The 22,250-nt window shown below is 66.0% G+C and carries 24 protein-coding genes and 3 tRNA genes; 9 read left to right on the forward strand and 18 right to left on the reverse strand.

Features of this window, described 5'->3' with window-relative positions; translation table 11 throughout:
- Window positions 1–34: 34 nt before the first annotated feature.
- The 10 genes from nuoH to J2848_RS06835 form a co-directional block, all read right to left on the reverse strand.
- Complete coding sequence (gene nuoH / locus J2848_RS06790; RefSeq protein WP_109086270.1) at window positions 35–1,045, reverse strand: NADH-quinone oxidoreductase subunit NuoH; 1,011 nt, start codon at window positions 1,043–1,045, stop codon at window positions 35–37.
- On the reverse strand, window positions 1,038–3,101 hold the full coding sequence (nuoG, locus tag J2848_RS06795) for an NADH-quinone oxidoreductase subunit NuoG (RefSeq protein WP_149229889.1): 2,064 nt from the start codon (window positions 3,099–3,101) through the stop codon (window positions 1,038–1,040). Before nuoG ends, nuoH begins: the two co-directional genes overlap by 8 nt.
- A 15-nt stretch (window positions 3,102–3,116) precedes the next feature.
- Entirely contained in the window at window positions 3,117–4,406 is a 1,290-nt protein-coding gene (gene nuoF, locus J2848_RS06800) for an NADH-quinone oxidoreductase subunit NuoF (protein ID WP_149229888.1), read from the reverse strand.
- A gap of 16 nt (window positions 4,407–4,422) precedes the next feature.
- Window positions 4,423–5,067 carry an NADH-quinone oxidoreductase subunit NuoE gene (nuoE, locus tag J2848_RS06805; protein ID WP_149229887.1) on the reverse strand — a complete coding sequence of 215 codons (645 nt, stop codon included), beginning with the start codon at window positions 5,065–5,067 and terminating at the stop codon, window positions 4,423–4,425.
- Window positions 5,064–6,212 (reverse strand): NADH-quinone oxidoreductase subunit D, encoded by a 1,149-nt coding sequence (locus J2848_RS06810; RefSeq protein WP_244560922.1) that lies wholly within the window; start codon window positions 6,210–6,212, stop codon window positions 5,064–5,066. Before J2848_RS06810 ends, nuoE begins: the two co-directional genes overlap by 4 nt.
- Window positions 6,213–6,319: 107 nt before the next feature.
- Complete coding sequence (locus tag J2848_RS06815) at window positions 6,320–6,949, reverse strand: NADH-quinone oxidoreductase subunit C (protein ID WP_109074000.1); 630 nt, start codon at window positions 6,947–6,949, stop codon at window positions 6,320–6,322.
- Window positions 6,950–7,036: 87 nt separating this feature from the next.
- On the reverse strand, window positions 7,037–7,582 hold the full coding sequence (locus J2848_RS06820) for a NuoB/complex I 20 kDa subunit family protein (protein ID WP_174470176.1): 546 nt from the start codon (window positions 7,580–7,582) through the stop codon (window positions 7,037–7,039).
- On the reverse strand, window positions 7,573–7,941 hold the full coding sequence (locus J2848_RS06825; RefSeq protein WP_045580751.1) for an NADH-quinone oxidoreductase subunit A: 369 nt from the start codon (window positions 7,939–7,941) through the stop codon (window positions 7,573–7,575). Before J2848_RS06825 ends, J2848_RS06820 begins: the two co-directional genes overlap by 10 nt.
- Before the next feature lie 314 nt (window positions 7,942–8,255).
- Window positions 8,256–8,332, reverse strand: a tRNA-Asp gene (locus J2848_RS06830).
- Between the two features lie 197 nt (window positions 8,333–8,529).
- The gene (locus tag J2848_RS06835; protein ID WP_149229886.1) at window positions 8,530–8,757 is read right to left on the reverse strand and encodes a hypothetical protein; all 228 of its coding nucleotides are present in this window, start codon (window positions 8,755–8,757) and stop codon (window positions 8,530–8,532) included.
- Between the two features lie 165 nt (window positions 8,758–8,922).
- Here J2848_RS06835 and J2848_RS06840 point away from each other — a divergent pair, with 165 nt between their 5' ends.
- Together J2848_RS06840 and J2848_RS06845 are read left to right on the forward strand one after the other, a co-directional pair.
- Window positions 8,923–9,207, forward strand: a complete 285-nt coding sequence (locus J2848_RS06840; protein WP_246193676.1) for a hypothetical protein — start codon at window positions 8,923–8,925, stop codon at window positions 9,205–9,207.
- A gap of 147 nt (window positions 9,208–9,354) precedes the next feature.
- The gene (locus J2848_RS06845) at window positions 9,355–9,753 is read left to right on the forward strand and encodes a hypothetical protein (protein ID WP_246193675.1); all 399 of its coding nucleotides are present in this window, start codon (window positions 9,355–9,357) and stop codon (window positions 9,751–9,753) included.
- Window positions 9,754–9,775: 22 nt separating this feature from the next.
- Here the strand turns inward: J2848_RS06845 and J2848_RS06850 are convergent, their stop codons facing one another.
- Window positions 9,776–10,249, reverse strand: coding sequence for a hypothetical protein (locus tag J2848_RS06850; RefSeq protein ID WP_149229884.1), 474 nt, complete (start codon window positions 10,247–10,249; stop codon window positions 9,776–9,778).
- 154 nt (window positions 10,250–10,403) lie between these two features.
- On the opposite strand from J2848_RS06850, the gene J2848_RS06855 reads away from it, so the two are divergent.
- Window positions 10,404–11,057 (forward strand): DsbA family oxidoreductase, encoded by a 654-nt coding sequence (locus J2848_RS06855; protein WP_149229883.1) that lies wholly within the window; start codon window positions 10,404–10,406, stop codon window positions 11,055–11,057.
- A gap of 58 nt (window positions 11,058–11,115) precedes the next feature.
- On the opposite strand, the gene J2848_RS06860 is transcribed toward J2848_RS06855, so the two are convergent.
- Together J2848_RS06860 and J2848_RS06865 are read right to left on the reverse strand one after the other, a co-directional pair.
- On the reverse strand, window positions 11,116–13,053 hold the full coding sequence (locus J2848_RS06860; protein ID WP_149229882.1) for a propionyl-CoA synthetase: 1,938 nt from the start codon (window positions 13,051–13,053) through the stop codon (window positions 11,116–11,118).
- Window positions 13,054–13,240: 187 nt separating this feature from the next.
- On the reverse strand, window positions 13,241–13,711 hold the full coding sequence (locus J2848_RS06865) for a DUF3574 domain-containing protein (protein WP_149229881.1): 471 nt from the start codon (window positions 13,709–13,711) through the stop codon (window positions 13,241–13,243).
- 93 nt (window positions 13,712–13,804) lie between these two features.
- On the opposite strand from J2848_RS06865, the gene J2848_RS06870 reads away from it, so the two are divergent.
- Window positions 13,805–14,170, forward strand: coding sequence for a hypothetical protein (locus J2848_RS06870; protein ID WP_149229880.1), 366 nt, complete (start codon window positions 13,805–13,807; stop codon window positions 14,168–14,170).
- Window positions 14,171–14,180: 10 nt separating this feature from the next.
- Here J2848_RS06870 and J2848_RS06875 read toward each other — a convergent pair whose 3' ends face one another.
- Window positions 14,181–14,618, reverse strand: coding sequence for an Rrf2 family transcriptional regulator (locus J2848_RS06875; RefSeq protein WP_149229879.1), 438 nt, complete (start codon window positions 14,616–14,618; stop codon window positions 14,181–14,183).
- A 173-nt stretch (window positions 14,619–14,791) separates the two neighbouring features.
- Here J2848_RS06875 and J2848_RS06880 point away from each other — a divergent pair, with 173 nt between their 5' ends.
- Window positions 14,792–15,724, forward strand: coding sequence for an NAD(P)/FAD-dependent oxidoreductase (locus tag J2848_RS06880; protein ID WP_149229878.1), 933 nt, complete (start codon window positions 14,792–14,794; stop codon window positions 15,722–15,724).
- Here the strand turns inward: J2848_RS06880 and J2848_RS06885 are convergent.
- Complete coding sequence (locus J2848_RS06885) at window positions 15,721–16,347, reverse strand: LysE/ArgO family amino acid transporter (RefSeq protein WP_149229877.1); 627 nt, start codon at window positions 16,345–16,347, stop codon at window positions 15,721–15,723. The genes J2848_RS06880 and J2848_RS06885 overlap by 4 nt on opposite strands.
- Window positions 16,348–16,444: 97 nt before the next feature.
- Between J2848_RS06885 and J2848_RS06890 the strand changes: the two genes are divergently transcribed.
- From J2848_RS06890 to J2848_RS06900, 3 genes are all read left to right on the forward strand, one after another.
- Window positions 16,445–17,374: a LysR family transcriptional regulator ArgP gene (locus J2848_RS06890; RefSeq protein ID WP_149229876.1), complete on the forward strand. Its 930-nt coding sequence runs from the start codon at window positions 16,445–16,447 to the stop codon at window positions 17,372–17,374.
- A gap of 60 nt (window positions 17,375–17,434) precedes the next feature.
- Window positions 17,435–19,249 (forward strand): M3 family oligoendopeptidase, encoded by a 1,815-nt coding sequence (locus J2848_RS06895; protein ID WP_149229875.1) that lies wholly within the window; start codon window positions 17,435–17,437, stop codon window positions 19,247–19,249.
- A gap of 105 nt (window positions 19,250–19,354) precedes the next feature.
- Window positions 19,355–19,762: a bacteriohemerythrin gene (locus J2848_RS06900; RefSeq protein WP_149229874.1), complete on the forward strand. Its 408-nt coding sequence runs from the start codon at window positions 19,355–19,357 to the stop codon at window positions 19,760–19,762.
- A gap of 101 nt (window positions 19,763–19,863) precedes the next feature.
- Here J2848_RS06900 and J2848_RS06905 read toward each other — a convergent pair.
- Both J2848_RS06905 and J2848_RS06910 read right to left on the reverse strand, forming a co-directional pair.
- Window positions 19,864–19,939, reverse strand: a tRNA-Lys gene (locus tag J2848_RS06905).
- Between the two features lie 24 nt (window positions 19,940–19,963).
- Window positions 19,964–20,039: transfer RNA gene (locus J2848_RS06910), tRNA-Lys, on the reverse strand.
- Between the two features lie 240 nt (window positions 20,040–20,279).
- On the opposite strand from J2848_RS06910, the gene J2848_RS06915 reads away from it, so the two are divergent.
- The gene (locus J2848_RS06915) at window positions 20,280–21,809 is read left to right on the forward strand and encodes a class I SAM-dependent methyltransferase (protein WP_149229873.1); all 1,530 of its coding nucleotides are present in this window, start codon (window positions 20,280–20,282) and stop codon (window positions 21,807–21,809) included.
- Window positions 21,810–21,815: 6 nt separating this feature from the next.
- Here J2848_RS06915 and hisE read toward each other — a convergent pair whose 3' ends face one another.
- Window positions 21,816–22,142 (reverse strand): phosphoribosyl-ATP diphosphatase, encoded by a 327-nt coding sequence (hisE, locus tag J2848_RS06920; RefSeq protein ID WP_149229872.1) that lies wholly within the window; start codon window positions 22,140–22,142, stop codon window positions 21,816–21,818.
- Between the last annotated feature and the right edge of the window lie 108 nt (window positions 22,143–22,250).

The following is a 22,250-nucleotide window of genomic DNA, read 5'->3' on the forward strand; positions in this document are numbered from 1 at the left end:
GTTCGGTGCAGGCTGGCTTTTGCAGGGATCCCGCTTATTTCGGCAGCCAGCCGAAGGTCACCAGCACACCGGCGGTCAGCACGACCCAGAACAGCGACAGCGGCAGGAAGACCTTCCAACCCAGGCGCATCAGCTGATCGTAGCGATAGCGCGGCACGGTGGCGCGAACCCAGACGTAGGTGAACAGGCAGAACGCGATCTTCAGGGCGAACCACACGATGCCCGGCACCCAGGTGAAGGGCGCGAAGGGCAGCGGAGGCAGCCAGCCGCCGAGGAACAGGATGCTCGTCATCGCGCTCATCAGGATCATGTTGGCGTATTCGCCAAGGAAGAAGAGCGCGAAGGGAGCGGAGCTGTATTCCACCATGAAGCCGGCGACCAGTTCCGACTCGCCTTCCGGCAGGTCGAAGGGGGCGCGGTTGGTTTCCGCGAGCGCCGAGATGAAGAACATCACGAACATCGGCAGCAGCGGGATGCAGAACCAGACCTTCTCCTGGGCCCGCACGATCTCGGTCAGGTTCAGCGAACCGACGCACAGCAGCACGGTGATGATGATGAGGCCCATCGAGACCTCGTAGGACACCATCTGCGCCGCGGAGCGGAGCGCACCGAGGAAGGCGTAGCGCGAGTTCGAGGCCCAGCCGGCCATCACGATGCCGTAGACGCCCAGCGAGGAGATCGCGAACAGGTACAGCACGCCGACATTGATGTTGGACAGCACCACCCCGTAGTCGAACGGGATGACCGCCCAGGCGATCAGCGCCAGGAAGAAGGTCAGCATCGGCGCGATGTAGAACACCACGCGGTTGGCGCCTTCCGGCAGGATCTGCTCCTTGGCGAACAGCTTCAGGCCGTCGGCGAAGGGCTGCATCAGACCGAAGGGGCCGACGATGCTCGGACCCTGGCGCATCTGCATCGCGCCCATGATCTTGCGCTCGGCATAGGTCATGAAGGCGACGGCGACCAGCAGCGGCACGGTGATCGCCAGGATCTGCAGGACCATAATGATCAGCGGCAGGAGAAAGCCGCTCCAGAACTCAGCCATGGGTGCCAGTCCTCTCCTGAGCAGGGCCCACCAGCGCTTCCGTGCAGTTGGCCATCGTCACCGACGCCCGGCTGATCGGGTCGGTCATGTAGAAGTTGGTGATCGGCGTCACGAAGGGGTTGGCGTCGACCGGGCCCTGCGCGCCGAACGGCGCCCAGCTGGCCGGGGTCATCTCGCCGACCGCGCCGAAGATCGGGTTCGCCGCCATCAGCCGCTGACGCAGCTGGCCATGCGTGTCGAAGGGCAGCGTGGTGCCCAGGACTTCCGACAGGGCGCGGACGATCTTCCAGTCCTCGCGCGCTTCGCCCGGCGGGAAGACCGCGAGACGGGCGAGCTGCGGACGGCCTTCGGTGTTGACGTAGACCGCGTTCTTCTCGGTGTAGGCGGCACCCGGGAGGATGACGTCGGCGCGGTGGGCGCCGGCATCGCCATGGTGGCCCTGGTAGACGACGAAGGCGTTGCCGAGCTTGGCCATGTCGATCTCGTCGGCCCCCAGCAGGTAGACGAAGTCGATCTCGCCCTTCGACGCGCCGTCGAGGATGCCATGGAGGTCGCGGCCGCCCTCGCCCGGCAGGAAGCCGGCCTCGATGCCGCCAACGCGCGCCGCGGCGGTGTGCAGCACGTTGAAGCCGCTCCAGTCGTCGCGGAACATGCCGTAGACCTCGCCGACCAGACGGGCGGCGGCCTGGACCGCGAGGCCGTCGGCGCGCTGGAAGGCGCCCATGCCGACGATGATCATCGGGTTCTTGGCGGCGCGCAGCGTCTCGGAGAACGGGTGGCTGCCGTCGACCAGCTGCTGCAGCGTGTCCGGACCGCTGCCGATCACGCTGTACGGATAGGTCAGGTCACGCTGCTCGCCGATGGAGGCGATGGTCACGCCGCCGGCCAGATAGCGCTTGCGGATGCGGGCGTTGACCAGCGTGCCTTCCCAGCGCGGGTTGGTGCCGACCAGCAGGATCACGTCGGCCTTCTCGATGCCGGCGATGCCCGAGTTGAACAGGTAGCCGGCGCGCACCGAGGTGTCGAACCGCGCACCGTCCTGGCGGCAATCCAGGTTCGTCGAACCCAGGCGCGACAGCAGCTCCTTCAGCGCGAACTGCGCCTCGACATCGACCAGATCGCCGGAAATGGCGGCGATGCGGCTGCCGGACAGGCCCTTCAGGCGCGCCGCGATGGCGGTGAAGGCCTCGGCCCAGCTGGCCGGGACCAGCTTGCCGTTCTGACGGATGTAGGGGCGGTCAAGACGCTGGCGCTTCAGACCGTCGTAGGAGTAGCGGCTCTTGTCGTTCAGCCACTCCTCGTTGATGTCGTCGTTGACGCGCGGCAGGACGCGCATCACCTCGGGCCCACGGGCGTCGACGCGGATGTTCGAGCCGACGGCGTCGAGGACGTCGACGGTCTCGGTCTTGCGCAGCTCCCACGGACGCGCCGTGAAGGCGTAGGGCTTGTGGGTCAGGGCACCCACCGGACAGACGTCGGCGAGGTTGCCCGACAGCTCGGACCCGATCGCCTTCTCGACGAAGGTGGTGATCTCCATATGCTCGCCGCGATAGACGGCGCCGACATCGGGAACACCGGCCACTTCGTTGATGAAGCGGATGCAGCGGGTGCAGTGGATGCAACGGGTCATGATGGTCTTGATGACCGGACCCATATACTTGTCCTTGACCGCCCGCTTGTTCTCGCCGTAGCGGCCGCGGTCGAAGCCATAGGCCATGGCTTGGTCCTGCAGATCGCACTCACCGCCCTGATCGCAGATCGGGCAATCCAGCGGGTGGTTGATCAGCAGGAACTCCATGACGCCCTTGCGGGCCTTCAGGACGGTCTCGCTGTTGGTGCGGACGACCATTCCGTCGCCGCAGGGCATGGCGCAGGACGCGACCGGCTTGGGCGCGCGCTCCATCTCCACGAGGCACATGCGGCAGTTGGCCGGCACGCTGAGACGCTCATGGTAGCAGAAGCGCGGAATCTCGATCCCCAGCTGCTCGCAAGCCTGGAGGATCGAGGTGCCCGGCTCGACCTCGATCTCGATCCCGTCGATGGTAAGTTTCGGCATGGGAACGGGAACTCCTTACTCGGCCGCCAGCGGGGCGCTGTTGCGGTAGGCCTGAATGCGCCGCTCCACTTCCGGGCGGAAGTGGCGGAACAGGCCCTGGATCGGCCAGGCGGCAGCGTCGCCGAGCGCGCAGATGGTGTGGCCTTCGACCTGCTTGGTGACCTGCAGCAGCATGTCGATCTCTTCCATCCGCGCGTTGCCGGTGACCATGCGCTGCATGACGCGGCTCATCCAGCCGGTGCCCTCGCGACACGGCGTGCACTGGCCGCAGGATTCATGCGCATAGAAGGACGACAGGCGGGCGATGGCCTTCACGATATCGGTGGACTTGTCCATCACGATCACCGCGGCGGTGCCGAGGCCCGACTGCACTTCGCGCAAGGAGTCGAAGTCCATCAGGACGGTGTCGCAGATCGACTTCGGCAGGACCGGAACCGAGGACCCACCGGGGATGATGCCCAGCAGATTGTCCCAGCCGCCGCGCACGCCGCCGGCATGCTTCTCGATCAGCTCCTTCAGCGGAATGCCCATCTCCTCTTCCACGTTGCACGGCTTGTTGACGTGCCCGGAGATGCAGAAGAGCTTGGTGCCCGAGTTCTTCGGACGGCCGAGGCCGGCGAACCAGGAGGCGCCGCGACGCAGGATGGTCGGAACCACCGCGATCGATTCGACGTTGTTCACCGTGGTCGGGCAGGAATAGAGACCGGCCTGGGCGGGGAACGGCGGCTTGTTGCGCGGCTGCCCCTTCTTGCCCTCGATCGACTCGATGAGCGCGGTTTCCTCGCCACAGATGTACGCGCCCGCACCGCGGTGGATGTAGACGTCGTAATCGTAACCGGTGCCGCAGGCGTTCTTGCCGATCAGCCCCGCCGCATACGCTTCGTCGATGGCGCGCTGGACGTTGGAGCCCTCGTTGTAGAACTCGCCGCGGATGTAGATGTAGCAGGCGCTGGCACCGATGGCGAAACCGGCGATCAGGCAGCCTTCGATCAGCTTGTGCGGATCGTGGCGCAGGATGTCGCGGTCCTTGCAGGTGCCGGGCTCGCCCTCGTCGGCGTTGATGACGAGGTAGACGGGCTTGTCGGTCACGTTCTTCGGCATGAAGGACCACTTCATGCCGGTCGAGAAGCCGGCGCCGCCGCGGCCGCGCAGCCCCGATTCCTTCACCTGCTCGATGATCCATTCCCGGCCATTAGCCAGGAAGGACGCCGTGTTGTCCCAGTCACCGCGCTTGCGGGCCCCGTCAAGACCGAAGTCCTGGTAGCCGTAGAGGTTGGTGAAGATGCGGTCCTCATCGCGAAGCATCGCTGTCCCCTCCCCCTCAATCGTCCGCTTGTGCGGTGGCGTCCGCTTGCGCGGTGGTAAAGGCCTTCAGCGTCGTCGGGCCGCCGACCGGCTCCGAGGACTGACGGCCGGTCTGCGAACCGGGCTTCGGCGTCTCGCCGCGCGCCAGCGCGTCGAGGATGCGCTCCATATGCTCCGGGGCCACGTCTTCGTAGTAATCGTCGCCGATCTGCACAACCGGCGCGTTGACGCAGGCGCCCGAGCACTCGACCTCGCCCAGCGTGAACTGGCCGTCGGCCGTGGTCTCGCCCACCTCGATGCCGAGCTTCTTCTTGCAGGTGTGGACGATGTCGTCCGACCCGCGCAGCCAGCAGGGCGTGGTGGTGCAGACCTGGATGTGATGCCGGCCGACCGGGTTCTTGTTGTACATCGTGTAGAAGGTTGCGACCTCGTACACGCGGATGCGCGGCATGCCGAGCAGGTCGGCCACGGCGTCCATGGCGACGCGCGGCAGCCAGCCGCCGTGCTGACGTTGGGCGACGTCCAGCAGCGGCATGCAGGCGCTGGCCTGCTTGCCGGCCGGGTACTTGGCGATGATGCGCTTCGCCAGCTCCAGGTTTTCCGGAGTGAAGGTGAAGCTGGTCGGCTCGGCGTGGCCGTGATCGGAAGCGGGCGCGCTCATCGATCGATTTCTCCGAAAACGATGTCCATCGAGGCGATGTTGGCGACGGCGTCGGCCAGCATGTGACCCTTCGACATGAAGTCCAGGCCCTGAAGATGGGCGAAGCCCGGCGCGCGGATCTTGCAGCGGTAGGGCTTGTTGGTGCCGTCGGACACCAGATACACGCCGAACTCGCCCTTGGGCGCCTCGATGGCGGTGTAGGTCTCGCCGGCGGGAACGTGGAAGCCCTCGGTGAAGAGCTTGAAGTGGTGGATCAGCGCTTCCATCGAGCGCTTCATCTCGCCGCGCGGCGGCGGGGACACTTTGCGGTCCTCGATCTTGTAGGGACCGGCCGGCATCTCCTTACAGCACTGGCGGATGATGCGCAGCGACTGCTTCATCTCCTCCATGCGGACCAGATAGCGCGCCCAGCAGTCGCCGGTCAGGCCGACCGGGACGTCGAACTCCATGCGGTCGTAGACCTCGTAGGGCTGCGACTTGCGCAGGTCCCAGGCGACGCCGGAGCCGCGCAGCATCGGACCGGTGAAGGCCCAGTCGAGCGCCTGCTCCTTGGTGACGATGCCGATGTCGACCGTGCGCTGCTTGAAGATGCGGTTCTCGGTCAGCAGGCTTTCGAGGTCGTCCATGAACTTTGGAAAACGCTCGGTGAAGGCCCAGATGTCGTCCAGCAGACCGTCCGGAATGTCCCAGGCGACGCCGCCCGGCCGGAAATAGTTGGCGTGCAGGCGCGCACCCGACACGCGCTCGTAGAACTCCATGAGGATTTCGCGTTCCTCGAAGCCCCACAGCGCCGGGGTGATCGCGCCGACGTCGAGCGCACCGGTCGTGATCGACAGGATGTGGTTCAGGATGCGCGTGATTTCCGAGAACAGCACGCGGATGTACTGGGCGCGCAGCGGCGCCTTGATCTGCAGCAGATTCTCGATGCCGAGCACATAGGCGTGCTCCATGCACATCGGGCTGACATAGTCCAGACGGTCGAAATACGGCACGGCCTGGATGTAGGTCTTGTACTCGATCAGCTTCTCGGTGCCGCGGTGCAGCAGGCCGATGTGCGGATCGCAACGCTCCACCACCTCGCCGTTCAGCTCCATCACCAGACGGAGCACGCCGTGGGCAGCCGGATGCTGCGGCCCGAAATTCATCGTATAGGGCTTGATCTGCGTCTTGGTCTCCGGACCGGAGGCGCTGATCGCGCCGTTCGGACCCGTCGAGACGACGCCGGTCGCCGATTCGGTCGAAACGGTCATGCTCACGGCTTCTTGCTCCCGTCCTGGAGGGCCGCCTTCTCATCGCCGGGCAGCATGACGTTGGTCATGCCTTCCCACGGGCTGAGGAAGTCGAAGGCGCGGAAATCCTGGGTCAGACGGACCGGCTCGTAGATCACGCGCTTCTGGTCCTCGTCGTAGCGGGCTTCGACGTAGCCGGTCAGCGGGAAGTCCTTGCGGAAGGGGTGACCCTCGAACCCGTAATCGGTGAGGATGCGGCGCAGATCCGGATGGTTCTCGAAGAAGATGCCGAACAGGTCCCACACCTCGCGCTCAAACCAGTTCGCGGCGCTGAAGACGGCAACGGCCGACGGGACGGGTGTGTCCTCATCGGTGGCCAGCTTCACGCGCATGCGCCGGTTGTGGGTGTAGCTGAGCAGCTGGTAGACGACCTCGAACCGCTCCGCGCGGTCCGGGTAATCGACCGCGGTGATGTCGGTCAGCTGCTCGAACCGGGTCGCCGGATCGTCGCGCAGCGCGGTCAGCACCGCCAGGATGGCCGGCCGCTTGACCGTCACCATCAGTTCGCCGAGCCTCACCTCGACCTTCAGGACGTCGCCGCCGATCTTGGCGGCGATGACGTCCCCGAGTTCCTTCAACGCCTGTTCGGACATGGGTGGGACCCTGCCTTCCTACTTGTCTTCAGCGCGCTTGTCGTTCGTCCCGCCTCCGGGGTCCGGAAGCGGGACGGTACGCCGTGGTCAGCGGGCGATGCGATTGCCGCGCTTGATCTTCTTCTGGAGCTGGAGGATGCCGTAAATCAGCGCCTCCGCAGTCGGCGGGCAGCCGGGGACATAGATGTCCACCGGCACGATCCGGTCGCAGCCACGCACCACCGCGTAGGAATAGTGGTAATAGCCGCCGCCGTTGGCGCAGGACCCCATCGAAATGACCCAGCGCGGCTCCGGCATCTGGTCGTAGACCTTGCGGAGCGCCGGCGCCATCTTGTTGGTCAGGGTGCCGGCGACGATCATGCAGTCGGACTGGCGCGGGCTGGGACGCGGAATGACACCGAAGCGGTCCAGGTCATACCGGCTCATATAGGCGTGGATCATCTCCACCGCGCAGCAGGCCAGCCCGAAGGTCATCGGCCACAGCGAACCGGTCCGGGCCCAGGCCAGCAGATCCTCGTACTTCGCCAGCACGAAGCCCTTGTCCTGGATCTCGTCGGAGACCGCGCGGATGTAGGCGTCCTGTTCCGGTCCGGGCGGAATCGGCGCCAGCGGCTTGGCGACCTCTACTCCCATTCCAGAGCTCCTTTCTTCCACTCATAAATGAAGCCGATGGTCAGGATGCCCAGGAACAGCATCATCGACCAGAAGCCGAACAGCCCGATGTCGCCGAGCGCAACCGCCCACGGGAACAGGAAGGCGACTTCCAGGTCGAAGATGATGAACAGGATCGAGACCAGGTAGAACCGCACGTCGAACTTGGTGCGCGCGTCCTCGAACGGCTCGAAGCCGCATTCGTAGGGGGAGACCTTCTCGGCGTCCGGGTTCTTCGGGCTGATGACGTAGGATGCCCCCACCATCACCGCGGCCAGCGCGATGCCGATCAGCAGAAACACCAGGATCGGAAGATACTCAATGATCAGCGGAGTCGACACCGCGTTCCTCCCATAAGCCCACGACCACGGGCGCCGTTCCGGCCGGGAAATCGGCGGAAGCGCAAAGCCGTGGCAGCCATGCCTTGGATTAGCCCATCAGACGGGCCGGAATATATGCCGAGACCGTGGGCAAGGAAAGCGCTTTGAATCGCTTTTCACCACGCGGAAGGACAAGCAGGTCCCCGCGGAAGAGCTTGGTAATACCACGTTTTTAAAATCGGGGAAAGGAAAGACAATAGCCATGCGAAAAAGGACCCGCGATTCGCGAGTCCTTAGGCCGTACTGGCGATTGACGCCGAATTTCAAAGAGAAAGTGGCGCGAGTGACGGGACTTGAACCCGCGGCCTCCGGCGTGACAGGCCGGCGCTCTAACCAACTGAGCTACACCCGCGCAGAGCGACTTGTTCGAAACACCGGACCGCCTCAGAGCCAAAGCCTTGGACTGCTTGGTGTTTTTCACCGGAACCGTTGAAGGCCCCGTCGTTCGGTGGGCGGTTTGTAGTCGCCTAGTACGCCGCCTGTCAATCACCAAATTGCAAAAAACACCGGCCGCGATGCCCATTGCCCGGGGCCGATCCACCGACCGGGTCACGGTAGTCGATGGGCGGCGCGGCGCATCTCCTCCAACTGCTCGAAGGCCTGCAGCATGCCGGCCGACAGCTCGCGGTGGTCGACCGCATCGGGTCCGCCAAAACGGGTCAGCGTCTCCTCTAGTGCGCGGGCGAGATGTTCGGCAACGTCGAGATGCTTCTGTTCCAGCGCCAGTTCCAGCGCGGCGAGAATGCGGTCGCCCAGCCGCCGATCGTTCGAAGTCATGCGTTTCCCCGCCCTGATCCTGGACCGGTCGGCAAGGAGCCGTCACGGTCGCGTTATACGTCCGACCATACCAGTTTCGCCGCCGCCGCGCGGCGTGATTCGCATTGCTGCGACATTTCGGAGGCAGCCCTTCCGGAGCGCCCTACCCCGTGCGATAGTCGCGCCATGCCGATCCGCGATTCGCTCCTCCTCCGCCTTGCTGCCGCCCTGCCGGTCCTCGCCATCTTCGCGGCGGGTCCGGCGATGGCGGCGGCCAACGTCTCAGCCGCACAGGCCGAGGCAAAGGAGATCGCCAAATCGATGGGCAACTGCACGCCGGCGAAGGTCGAGGTGCTGCGCTACACCATGGGGCGCGAGGGGGCGACCACCTTCAAAGTCGGCTGCACCGAGGACAAGGACGCCTTCGTCGTCGTGCAATGCCGGTCTCGCATCTGCACCCTGCTGCGCTGAGGGGTGCCCCATCGGTGAATTCACCGCTTGTTAACCGCGCTCACGTGCACTGTGCAGAATCGGGTGCGGCGTGTGCGTAGCATCGGGAACTGCTGGATGGTGGGCGCGGGCATGGTCGCAGTATCGGGCGCGACGGAAAAAGGTCGGATGCGGGGCTGGGTCGCCGTGTCGCTTGCGATTCCCATGATGGCTCTAGCCGGCTGCACCTCTCCGCTCGGGCTGGCGGCAGCCGGCGCCGATGTCGTGACGCTGAACGCCACCAAGAAGACCATCGGCGACCACATCGTCTCTGCCGCCACCGGCCGCGATTGCTCGATCCTGAGTTTCGAGAAGGACGGCGACTATTGTCCGGACAAGGTCGAGGTCGACCGGTCGCGCCTCTACTGCTATCGCACGCTGGCCGACGTGGAATGCCACCATATTCCGGACCCCTACCGCAACGGCAACACCGCGCTGGCCAGCCCGCCGCCGGACATCCGCACCCTGCCGCGCAAGAAGGGCTGGTTCGACGAGCCGACGCCCTACGCCCCGAACAACGGGTCGTAAACCAACGGCCCGTAAGGGCGCCTCAGCGCACCTTCTTGGCGACGAAGGCCTTGGCGATCGCCATCATCGCCTTTTCATGGTTCGGTCCGCCCGCCGGAGCGTTGTGGACGGTGGCGCCCTTCCCTGCTCCCGCCCCCCCTGCAGCAGCAGTCTTGCCGGCCGGCACGGGGCGTTGGGGGACGGACTCGTCCGGCTCGCGGCCCAACTGGTTCAGCAGATTTTCGAGCGCATCGCGGCTGAGGCCGGAGGCGGACGGACGCCCTCCCCCCGCACCGCCTGCGGCGGCCGGGCGCGCGGCGGACCTGCTGCTGGGGGGGCGGCCGGCGCGCTCGATGGCGGCGGCGGCGATCGCCTTCAGGAAGGGCTGGGCAATCCCGCGCAGCAGCTCGGGATCCTCGACGGCCCAGGCCATCAGGATCTTCTGCGCATTCATCCGGCTGCCCTTGGCCGCCAGGATCGCTTCGCGCACCTTGCCGTCGACGTAGGAATTGCTCATCGGGAATCGCCCACCGGGATATGTCCGCCGGCCGCAGGGTGACGGGCGGAGCCACTCCGGACTGTCGGGCAAACTCGGTTAACAAACGGTTGCGGGGCGGGATGGGGCGGAAGAAGCAGTTGCTCCATTCCGGGCACGCGCTGATAGTGGCGCCATGCTGATCGAAACCTTCGCCGACCTGATCTGCCCCTGGTGCTACATCGGCAAGCGCCGGCTCGACCGCGCGCTGATGCAGCGGCCCAACCTGCGCCCTGAACTCCGCTGGCAACCGTTCCAGCTGAACCCGGACATGCCGCGCAGCGGGATGTCGCGCGAGGACTATCTGGCCGCCAAATTCGGAGGGACCGAGCGGGCGCGGCAGATTCACCGGGTGGTGGAGGACACGGCGACGCGCGACGGGCTGCCGCTGGCGCTCGACCGCATCCAGCGCACGCCCAACAGCTTCGACGCGCACCGGCTGGTCCGCATCGCCGGCCGCCTGGGGCTGGGCAATGCGATGGCCGACGCGCTGTTCGCCGCCTATTTCGTCGAAGGCGTCGACATCGGCGATCCGGACGCGCTGGCCAGCGTCGCCGCCGGGCTGGGAATGGATTTCGTCGAGACCCGGCGCCAGCTTTCCACCGACGCCGAATCGGCCGCGGTGCTGGCCGCCGACGCGCTGGCCCGCCAGATGGGGTTGCAGGCAGTCCCCTGCTACATCTTCAACCGCCGCTACGCGCTGTCCGGCGCGCAGGAGCCGGCGAGTTTCCTGCCGCTGCTCGATCTCGGCAGCGAGGAACCGGAGAATCTGTCAGTCGTTTCCGGCTGACACTCTCCCAAAATGAAGAGGGGACGGCCCGAAGGCCACCCCCTCTTCGTTCACCGCATCAGGCCGGCGTGCTGCTGGACTTGGCATAGCCCAGCGTCTTCAGCGCGTCGGCAATCTCCGGCAGGATGCCGGGATCGTCGATGGTCGCCGGCATCTTGTAGTCCTGGCTGTCGGCGATCTTCTGCATGGTGCCGCGCAGGATCTTGCCGGAGCGGGTCTTCGGCAGGCGGTCGACCACCAGGGCGCGCTTGAAATCGGCGACCGGGCCGATCTGCTCGCGCACCAGCTGGACCACTTCCTTGACGATCTCCTCATGCGGACGGGTGACGCCGGCCTTCAGGCAGACGAAGCCCAGCGGCACCTGCCCCTTCAGGTCGTCGGCAACGCCGATCACCGCGCATTCGGCGACGTCCTTGTGGCTCGACAGCACCTCTTCCATGGCACCGGTGGACAGGCGGTGGCCGGCGACGTTGATGATGTCGTCGGTGCGGGCCATGACATAGACATAGCCGTCATCGTCGACGAAGCCGGCGTCGCCGGTCTGGTAATAGCCCGGGTAGTCGGCGAGGTAGGACTTCTTATAGCGCTCGTCGGCGTTCCACAGCGTCGGCAGCGTGCCCGGAGGCAGCGGCAGCTTGACGCAGATGGCGCCGATATCGCCACGCGGAACCTCCTTCAGCTCGGCGTTCAGCACCCGCACGTCCCAGCCCGGCATCGGGCGGGTGGCGGAGCCGTACTTGATGGGGAACAGATGGACACCCAGCGGGTTGCCGGAAATCGCCCAGCCGGTCTCCGTCTGCCACCAGTGGTCAATCACCGGGACGTTCAGATTGTCCTCGGCCCAATGCAGCGTATCGGGGTCCGACCGCTCGCCGGCCAGGAACAGGGCACGGAAGTGCGACAGGTCGTATTTCTTCAGGTAATTGGCGTCCGGATCCTCGCGCTTGATGGCGCGGAAGGCGGTCGGGGCGGTGAACAGCGTGCCGACCTTGTGCTGCTCGATCACGCGCCAGAAGGTGCCCGGATCGGGGGTGCCGACCGGCTTGCCTTCGAAGACAACGGTGGTGCAGCCGGTCAGCAGCGGCGCATAGACGATGTAGGAGTGACCGACGACCCAGCCCACGTCCGATGCCGCCCAATACACCTCGCCCGGCTTGACGTTGTAGATGTTGGCCATGGTCCAGCGCAGCGCCACCGCATGGCCGCCATTGTCGCGCACCACGCCCTTGGGCTGACCGGTCGTGCCGGAGGTGTAGAGGATGTAGAGCGGGTCGGTCGCCTTGACCGGCACGCACTCCGCTGGTTCGGCCTTCGCCACCGCCTCGGCCCAATCGATGTCGCGGCCGGCGATCAGCGTCGCCGTTTCCTGCGGGCGCTGCCAGACGATGACGCTGGTGGGCTTGTGCGACGACTGTTCGATGGCGGCGTCCAGCATCGGCTTGTACTTGACGACGCGGTTCGGCTCGATGCCGCAGGAGGCCGAGACGATGGCCTTCGGCTTGGCGTCGTCGATGCGGGTCGCCAGCTCATGCGGGGCGAAGCCGCCGAACACCACCGAATGCACGGCACCCAGACGGGCGCAGGCCAGCATGGCGACCAGCGACTGCGGGATCATCGGCATATACAGAAGGACCCGGTCGCCCTTCTCGACACCCTGGGCGCGCAACGCACCGGCGAAGCGGGCGACCTGATCCTGCAACTCGGCATAGGTGATGGTCTGGACGGTCTGGGTGACCGGGCTGTCATAGATGATCGCCGCCTGGGCGCCGCGCCCGCCTTCCACATGACGGTCCACCGCATTGTAGCAGGTGTTCAGCTCCCCGCCGGTGAACCAGCGGTAGAAGGGCGCGTTGCTGTCGTCCAGCACCTTGTCCCACGGCTTGAACCAGGAGATGTCCTTCGCCGCCTCGCCCCAGAACCCCGCGGGGTCCGACAGGGAACGGGCATGCATCTGGTCGAAAAGCTCGGCGGTGGCGGTGCTGGCGATCGCGCTCATGGCAGGGCGTCCCTCATTCTATTTTGGTACTATTCGGTGCGCATTTCCTCTCGGCCGCGAAACGATCAGTTCCGCAGCCTCCACAATCTGCGACAAAAGCATAAGAGCAGGCAAATGTCTGAAGGTCGGGGGTGCGGCGAGCTGTCGCATTCCCCAATTGGCGAAACGCTGTTCCGGAACCCGAAATTCAAAAGGAAACACAAGCCGGTCTAATGACCAGCGCGACCGACTGCTGGTGGAAGCGTCCCTTGTACAGATCGACGATTTCGCGGATCAGCCGCAATGTCGCAGGATCGCCATCGGCCAGCAGAGTCAGGATTTTGCTGGGCTCCCGCACGAGACGCCCGGTTTCCATATCGCGCCAATGGCCTGACCCGTCGGTGACGGTCAGGCCGTTGGGAAAGCGCGGCGTTACCTCGGCGTTCAGGAAATCGGCCCAGTCGCCCTCGCTGACGCCAAGCGCGTCGCCGATGTTGCGACCAAAGAACAGTTGCGCCTCGATCATCGGGCCGGCCGCATAAGCCGCACAGGCCAGCGGCGCCACCACCGGGGCGGGCGCCAGTTGGGCCGCAACGGGATTGATCAGCAGAAGAAGCGAAAGGGCGGCGGACGACAGGCTCGGGACAATCCGCATGACGGGCATCGTGATGGGGCGCATCGGCGTTTCTCCATTGGGACGGGAGATGGAGCGTGTGGCAGTGCGGTCAGCGACGCTCTGGTCAGGACGCCCCCGGACCGTTATGCATGGATCATGGCCGTCGATCCACCCATCACCGGAATCCGCCCGATCCTGACCGTCGTTCACGGCAACGGCGAGCGGCTGATCGTGGCCCGGCTCACCAACCTGGGCGGCGGCAGCCAGTCCAACCGCTTCGTCCTGCGCCGCGCCGACTTCCGCCCGCCCTGGGAGCAGCCGGAGAAGGGCTATTTCGGCTATGCCGAGGTCGCCCGCGCCCTGGACGCCAACGGCTGGCGCGGCTGTGCCATCGAAGCGATGGCGACCACCGACCTGGAGGAGCGCCGCGCCCGCCAACTCGCCCGCAAGAAGCTGCACCTGCAATGCGTGGAAGCGGCGATCCGACGCGCACAGGAGGGGGAGACGCCCAAAGTGGGCTAGACTCCGCTTTTCAGCACTTCCCCCGGGCCTTCATACGTCGATCGAAATCGGCGGCGAGATCGGCGAGCGTCACCTGGCCGAGATGGCGGACGAGCACCGCCTCCGCCTCACGCAATGCTCCGTCGAGGGCGGCATTGACGGCCTGCTCCACCAGACAACTCGGCTCGTCCGCCGTTGGACCGATGGCGAAGACCCCCGGTTCCCCCAATGCGCGGTGAATGTCCAGCAGAGTGATCCCATCGAGCGGCCGTGCCAGCCGCCAGCCGCCGCCATGGCCCTTTTCCGACCGCACATGGCCGGCCTCACGCAGTCCCGCCATGGTCCGACGGATGACCACCGGATTGGTGTTCAGCATTTCGGCGATCGCCTCCGACGTCAGCGCACCGTCATGCCGGTCCATGTGGATCAGCACATGCAGCATGCGGGAAAGGCGGCTGTCCTGTCTCATCGGTGATCGCTCCCTTCGGGTGTGACGCCGGGCGGGCGGTTAGTTCCGGCCCCTTCGACTCAGGCCACTTCATAAGTTACATGGCACATTGACCACGCCCTTTCATGTAACTTAATATGTGTCATGAAAGGGCGTGAACGACGCGCCCGGCGAATCCCTGGAAAGGCACGGTCATGACCGGAACCGACACGACGACTTATGACGCCATCATCGTCGGCGGCAGCTATGCCGGCATCGCCGCCGCTCTGCAGTTGGCCCGTGCCCGACGCCGGGTGCTGGTGATGGATGAGGGGCTGCGGCGCAACCGCTTCGCCAGCCACTCGCATGGTTTCCTCGGTCAGGACGGCCGTCCGCCGGGAGAAATCGCCGCCGAAGCCCGCGACCAGCTGATGCGCTATCCGACCGTCACCTGGAAGACCGGCCGGGCCGAAGAGGCCATCCGGACGCGCGAGGGATTTCAAATCACCGACTCGGACGGCATCGGTTACCGAGCACGCCGGCTGCTGATCGCCGTCGGTGTTGTCGACGAATTGCCGGCAATTCCCGGTCTGGCGGAACGTTGGGGACGCTCCGTTTTCCATTGTCCCTACTGCCACGGCTACGAGTTGATGCAGGGCCGTATCGGTGTCGTCGCCGTGTCCGGGCACTCCATGCACCACGCGCTGATGCTGCCGGATTGGGGACCGACGACGCTGCTCCTGAATGGCGCTTTCGAACCCGACGCCGATCAGTCGGCCCATCTGGCGGGGCGCGGGGTCGCCATCGAGACTGCCCTCATCGCCGGGATCGACGGCGATCCGCCGGAGGTCGCGCTCGCCGACGGACGCAAATTGCCTTTTGCCGGACTGTTCGTGCTGCCGAGAAGCCGCGTTGCGAGCCCGCTGGCCGCACAGCTTGGGTGCGCGAGCGAAGACGGGCCGCTCGGCACTCATATTCGTGTCGATACGATGCAGGAAACCAATGTCCCCGGTGTCTTCGCCTGCGGCGATGCAGCGCGGGCCGCAGGATCGGTGGCGCTGGCCGTCGGTGCCGGTACGATTGCCGGAACGGCGCTGCACCGGTCGCTGCTGTTCTGCGAGGACGAGGCCTTGTTCGCCCGCGCCTAACCGATCAGCAGGCCTGCCGCGATCGCCCACATCACCAGAGCAATGACGCCGTCCATGACCTTCCAGGCGGTGGGCCGGGCGAACAGCGGGCGCAGCAGCCGGGCGCCATAGCCGAGCGCGAAGAAGAACAGGAAGGACGACGTCATCGCCCCCAGGGCGAAGGCCCCCCGCGCTTCGGCGAAGCGGGCGGAGACGGAGCCAACCAGCACCACCGTGTCCAGATAGACATGCGGGTTCAGCCAGGTCAGCGCGAGGCAGGTCAGCAGCGCCGGCAGCAGCCCGCCCGGCTCCCGGTCGGCCGGGTTCAGCCCGTTGCCGCCCTGCCAAGCCGACCGCGCGCTGCGCAGGCCATAGACCAGCAGGAACACCGCCCCGGCATAGCGCATCAGCGGTTCCAGCCACGGCCAGCGCGCCGCGACGGTGGCGAAGCCGCTCACCCCCGCCAGGATCAGCACGGCATCCGACAGGGCACAGGTGGCGCAGATCGCCAACACATGCTCGTTGCGCAAGCCCTGGCGCAGCACGAAAGCATTCTGCGCCCCGATGGCGACGATCAGGCTGAAGCCGAGGAGCAGGCCCGGCAGAAAAGCCGGCAGCAGGGCGGTGGCGGAAAGGTCGGTCATTGTAGCGGTTCCGGTGTCGGTGTGTGCCAATCCGCTACCATCACGCGCCCCTTTCTCGTACTTAATCCTTCTTGCCTAGATGAAGCAGAGCTAATCCATGCTGGACTATCCGCTGCTGGCGGCCATGGCCGCCGTGATCCGCACCGGCAGCTTCGAGCGCGCCGCGCGGCAGTTGCACGTCACTCCGTCAGCAGTGTCGCAGCGGGTGAAGTTGCTGGAGGAGCGGCTGGGCACCGTGCTGGTGGTGCGCGGCCAGCCCTGCACCGGCACCGTGGCCGGCCAGCGCTTGTGCCAACATGTGGAGCAGGTGGCTCTGCTGGAAAGCGAACTGCGCGGCGCCTTGCCCGGCCTCAGCCCGGCGGACGGGCCGGTGACCCTGCGAATCGCGGTGAATGCCGATAGCCTCGCCACATGGTTCGTCGCTGCGATGGCGGACGTGCCTGGATGCCTATTCGATCTGGTGCTGGACGACCAGGACCATAGCGCCGAATGGCTCCGCAGAGGCGAGGTGCTGGCCGCCGTCACCGCCAGCGTGGCGCCGGTCCCCGGCTGCAACAGCCGTCCGCTGGGGGCCTTGCGCTATCGTGCCACCGCCAGCCCGGAGTACCTGCGCCGCCATTTCCCCGATGGGATAACGGCGGACAGCCTTGCCGCCGCGCCCTGCCTGACCTTCAACCGCAAGGACCAGTTGCAAGTGCAGTGGCTGCGTCTGGCGCTGAGCGACCACGAGTCGGTGCCGGAGCCCACCCCACCGACCCACTGGCTCCCCTCCACCCACGCCTTCGTTGACGGAGCGCTGGCCGGGATGGGATGGGGAATGAACCCGGAACCGCTGGTGGCCGACCATCTGGCCGCCGGCCGTCTGGTGGAACTGGTGCCCGGCCGGCCGCTGGACGTGCCGCTCTACTGGCAGCAGAGCCGCATCGCCGGTACCGCGCTGGCCGAGCTGTCGCGTGCCGTCCTGCGTGCCGGACGACAGGCTCTGCACCCCATCGGCGCCGCCCTGGGAAGCCCGCCCGCCGTATGAGGACTTTGCCCGCGCCGCGTGCGCGCTTATATGGATCCCACCAATCTCTGGAGGGATTCGATGACCAGCAGCGCCGCAACGGCCGCAAACGACACCCCCGATCTGGGTACGCTTCCCACCTGGGACCTGAGCGACCTCTACCCCGGCACCGAGTCGGCCGAGCTGAAGTCCGATCTCGACCGGATGGAGCGGGAATGCAAAGCCTTCCGCGAGCGCTATGCCGGCAAGCTGGCGATGCTGACCGGCGACGATCTGGCCGCGGCGATCCGCCAGTATGAGGACATCGACGAGACGCTGTCGCGCGTCATGTCTTATGCCGGACTGGTCTACAACGGCAACATGGTCGACCCGGCGGTCGCCAAATTCTACCAGTCGGCGCAGGAGCGGGTGAACGACATCTCCGCCCACCTGATCTTCTTCACTCTGGAGATCAACCGGCTGGACGAGACGGACCTGACGGCCAAGCAGAAGGCATCGGTAGCGTTGCGCCATTACGGGCCGTGGCTGCGCGACGTCCGCCTCTACCGCGACCATCAACTGTCCGATGAGATCGAGCGTCTGCTGCATGAAAAGCATGTGGTCGGCCGCGCCGCCTGGAACCGCCTGTTCGACGAGACCATCGCCAGTCTGCGTTTCCCCATGGGTGGCAAGGATCTGACCTGTGCGGAGGCCCTGAACCGCCTGTCCGACCGCAACCCCGCCGTCCGCCGCGAGGCCGGCGAGGTGGTGGGCAAGGTGCTGGGCGAGAATGCGCGGCTGTTCGCCCTGGTCACCAACACGCTGGCCAAGGATAAGGAGATCGAGGACGAGTGGCGCAACTACCCGACGCCGACCTCCGCCCGCAACCTGTCCAACCGGGTCGAGGATGAAGTCGTCGACGCGCTGGTCTCCGCCGTCAAGGGTGCCTATCCGGACCTCTCCCACCGCTATTACGCGATGAAGGCCAAATGGTTCGGCCAGGACCATCTGGATTATTGGGACCGCAACGCCCCCCTGCCGGAGGATGCCGACCGCAGCATCCCCTGGAGCGAGGCGCGCGACATCGTGCTGGGCGCCTATGGCCGCTTCTCCCCCGACCTCGCCAGCCTCGGCAAGCGCTTCTTCGACAATCCCTGGATCGACGCGCCGGTCCGCCCCGGCAAGGCGCCGGGCGCCTTCGCCCATCCGACCGTGCCGAGCGTCCACCCCTATCTGCTGGTCAATTACCAGGGCAAGACGCGCGACGTGATGACGCTCGCCCATGAGCTTGGGCATGGCGTCCACCAGATCCTGGCCGGAAAGCAGGGTCATTTCCTGTCGGACACCCCGCTGACGCTGGCGGAGACGGCCTCTGTGTTCGGCGAGATGCTGACCTTCCGCGCCCTGCTGGCGGCAGAGACCGACCCCAAGCGCCGCCGCATCATGCTGGCCGGCAAGGTCGAGGACATGCTGAACACGGTGGTGCGCCAGATCGCCTTCTTCGATTTCGAACGCCGCGTCCACACCGAACGGCGCGAAGGTGAACTGACCTCGGACCGCATCGGCGAGATCTGGATGGCGGTGCAGGCCGAAAGCCTGGGGCCGGCACTGCGCTTCGACGAGGGGTACCGGCATTACTGGTCCTACATCCCCCACTTCATCCACTCGCCCTTCTACGTTTACGCCTACGCCTTCGGCGACTGCCTGGTGAACTCGCTCTATGCGGTCTACCAGGATGCGGAACAGGGCTTTGCCGAGAAGTATCTGGCGATGCTGTCGGCCGGCGGCACGCTACGCCACAAGGAGCTGCTGGCCCCGTTCGGCCTCGACGCCTCCGACCCGGCCTTCTGGCAGAAGGGACTTGGCGTCATCCGCGGCTTCATCGACGAGTTGGAGGCCGGCGAGGCGAAAGCCTGACGATTCGGGTGTCTTGACCATCGTCAAGAGACCATGATCGGCGTGCGGGTATGGTGGCCTTCGGAGCATCGTCTCCGAAGGCCATCTTTTTTGGAAGCCAACATCATGCTTGCCACCACCACGCCCGCCGCCCCTGCCGCTGATGTGCCTGTCCTTGGTTACGCGGTGATGGACCAGGACCATGTCGATTCGGTCGCCCTGCTGCAGGCGGCCTGCAATGCCCCGGTCGGCCAGCTTCGGACCCCCTTCGCCGCCTTCGCCCAGCATCTGCGTGAGCATTTTGCCCGCGAGAACGCGCTGATGACCCGGCACGGCTTCTTCGCCTTGCATTGCCACAAGGACGAGCACGCCCGCGTCCTGAATGTGATCGCAACCATGGAAGCGGAACTGGAAGAGGGTAAGGAGACCCGCGCCCGCCTGTATGTGACCGAGCATTTCCCCGACTGGTTCCACACTCATCTGGCGACGATGGACCGGGTGACCGCAGATTTCCTGGCACAGGCGGAGGGGTGACGGTTAGGGAGGGGACACCACGAGAGGCGCCCCTCCCACGCAAAACGAAACCTCGCAAATGGAAAGGGGCCGGAACCTGCTCGGTTCCAGCCCCTTATGGATGGTGGGCGCACAAGGACTCGAACCTTGGACCCGCTGATTAAGAGTCAGCTGCTCTACCAACTGAGCTATGCGCCCATCCGTAGGAATGGCTTCAAGAGATGGTGGGCGCACAAGGACTCGAACCTTGGACCCGCTGATTAAGAGTCAGCTGCTCTACCAACTGAGCTATGCGCCCATCTCTTGATGCGGTGAACTTGGCTGAAAACTTTTCTGAAATCAGCCGACTGTTCATCGCGCCGGCCAAGCCGTTGTCCCGGCCGGTGTGGCGCGGTTTATAACGAAGGGCTTTTGGCCTGTCGATAGCAAAATCGCACCCCATGTGAATTTTTTGACGCGCGCTTTTCGGTGGCCGGACTCCGCCACCGGCGGCTACACCGGCGTTGTCGAAACGGAGCATCGGAACGGGAGATTGGCGATGGGCGGCTGGACCGAAGGCTATGTCGGCGGCATCGACTATATCCGCGCCGTCTATCGTGATTGGTCGCCGGCCCTGCTCTGCTTCGCCCTGACGCTGCGCGGCTGGCGTCCGCCCGAAGCTCTGCGGCGCGGCGGCTTCACCATGGCGGAACCCGGCTGCGGCCATGGGCTGACCAGCGCACTGCTGGCCGGCGCCCACCCGGCGGCGCGGTTCGAGGCGATGGACTTCAACCCCTCACACATCGCCGGCGCCCGCAGGCTGGCGGCCGATGCCGGGCTGACCAATGCCGAATTCCTGGAGGAAAGCTTCGCCGACTACGCCCGGCGCGATGGGCCGATGCTGGATGCGGTCGCGCTGCATGGCGTCTGGTCCTGGGTAAGTGCGGAGAACCGGGCGATCCTGCTGGAGGTGCTGCGCCGCCGTCTGACGCCCGGCGGTGTCGTCTTCGTCAGCTACAACGCCCTGCCCGGCACCCTGGTCCATATGCCGTTGCGACGCCTGCTGGTGGAGCGTTGCGCCGAGGGCGACGGCTCGCTTCCCGACCGGATTGCCCGCGCGGTGGAGTTCGCCGCCCGGCTCGCGGCGCAGGGCGGCGGCTGGTTCGCCAACACCGACGGCGTGGTGGAGCGGATCGAGCAGCTTCGCCACAAATCGCCGAACTACATCGCCCATGAATATCTGAACGGCGACTGGACCGCCTTCTACCATGCCGACGTGGCGCGCGAACTGGCCACCGCCAAGCTGGAGTTCGCCGGCGCCGCCGTGCCGATGGAACAGCTGGACGACCTCACTCTCTCCCCTACACAGCAGGCGCTGGCGACCGAGGCGCGCGACCCCGCCCAGGCGGAGACCCTGCGTGACATGATGACCAACCGCAGCTTCCGTCGCGACCTGTTTGTGAAGGGCGGCGAGCGGCTGGGTCCGGCCGAACGACGCCTGCTGCTGGGAGAAACCCGTTTCGCCCTTCTGGTGGCGGCCGACGATTTGCCGGATGTGGCCTCCACACCGGTCGGCCGCCTGCCCTTCCCAAGGGCCCTCTACCATCCGCTGGGCGAGGCGCTGGCCGAGGGTCCGCAGAGCCTGGACGCACTGCTCGCCCGCCCCGCCCTGGCGGCGCAGGGGGAAGATGCGGTGCTGCGCGCACTGGTTCTGCTGACCAGCCTGTCACTGGCCTCACCGGTGATGCCCGAGGATGGCCTTGCCGACAGAAAAGCCTCTTGCGACCGCTTCAACGCCGCGGTTCTGGATCGGCACCGCTTCGGCGACACGCCGGGACAGCTCGCCTCACCACTGCTGGGCGCCGGCGTGCCGGTGTCGCGGATCGAGGCGCTGTTCCTGCTCGCCGCCAGCCTGCACGAAGAGCCTGCCGCCTTCGCCTGGCGCCACCTGTCGGCCGACGGCATCGTGCTGGGCCGTGACGGCGAACGCTGCGAGGGGAATGACGCCAACCGCGCGGAACTGACGCGCCGGCATGCGTCCTTCACGCAACGGCGCTTGTCGCTGCTGAACGGTCTGGGGGTGGCTTGAGCGCCCTCAGCGCTCCGGCACGGTCTTCGGCAGCTTCTCGGCAATCCCGTAAAGCGCCTCCCGCCGGCGGATCTCGGCAAAGACGTCGTCTGGATGGATATTCAGCGTTGCCCACAGAACCGACAGATTATAGAGCAGGTCGGCGCTTTCGTTGATCACGCCCTGGCGATCCTCGTTCATGGCGTCCAGCGCCACTTCGACCGCCTCCTCGCCCACCTTCTTGGCGATCTTCTTCGGCCCGGCAGCAATCAGCCGTGCGGTCTTTGACTGGGCCGGGTCCATCTGCTGGCGGTCGAGGATGGCGGCATAAAGGCGGATCAGGTCATCGGTCATCAGGCGGATGGTGTCTCGTGTGTGGGCGACGGAAGCATCGTTCTGCTAACGTGATCGCTCCGCAACGAAATTGCTATCCCCCATAGGCACGGTGGTGCGCCGCAATAT

Source organism: Azospirillum lipoferum (assembly GCF_024170005.1).
GTDB classification, from domain to species: domain Bacteria; phylum Pseudomonadota; class Alphaproteobacteria; order Azospirillales; family Azospirillaceae; genus Azospirillum; species Azospirillum lipoferum.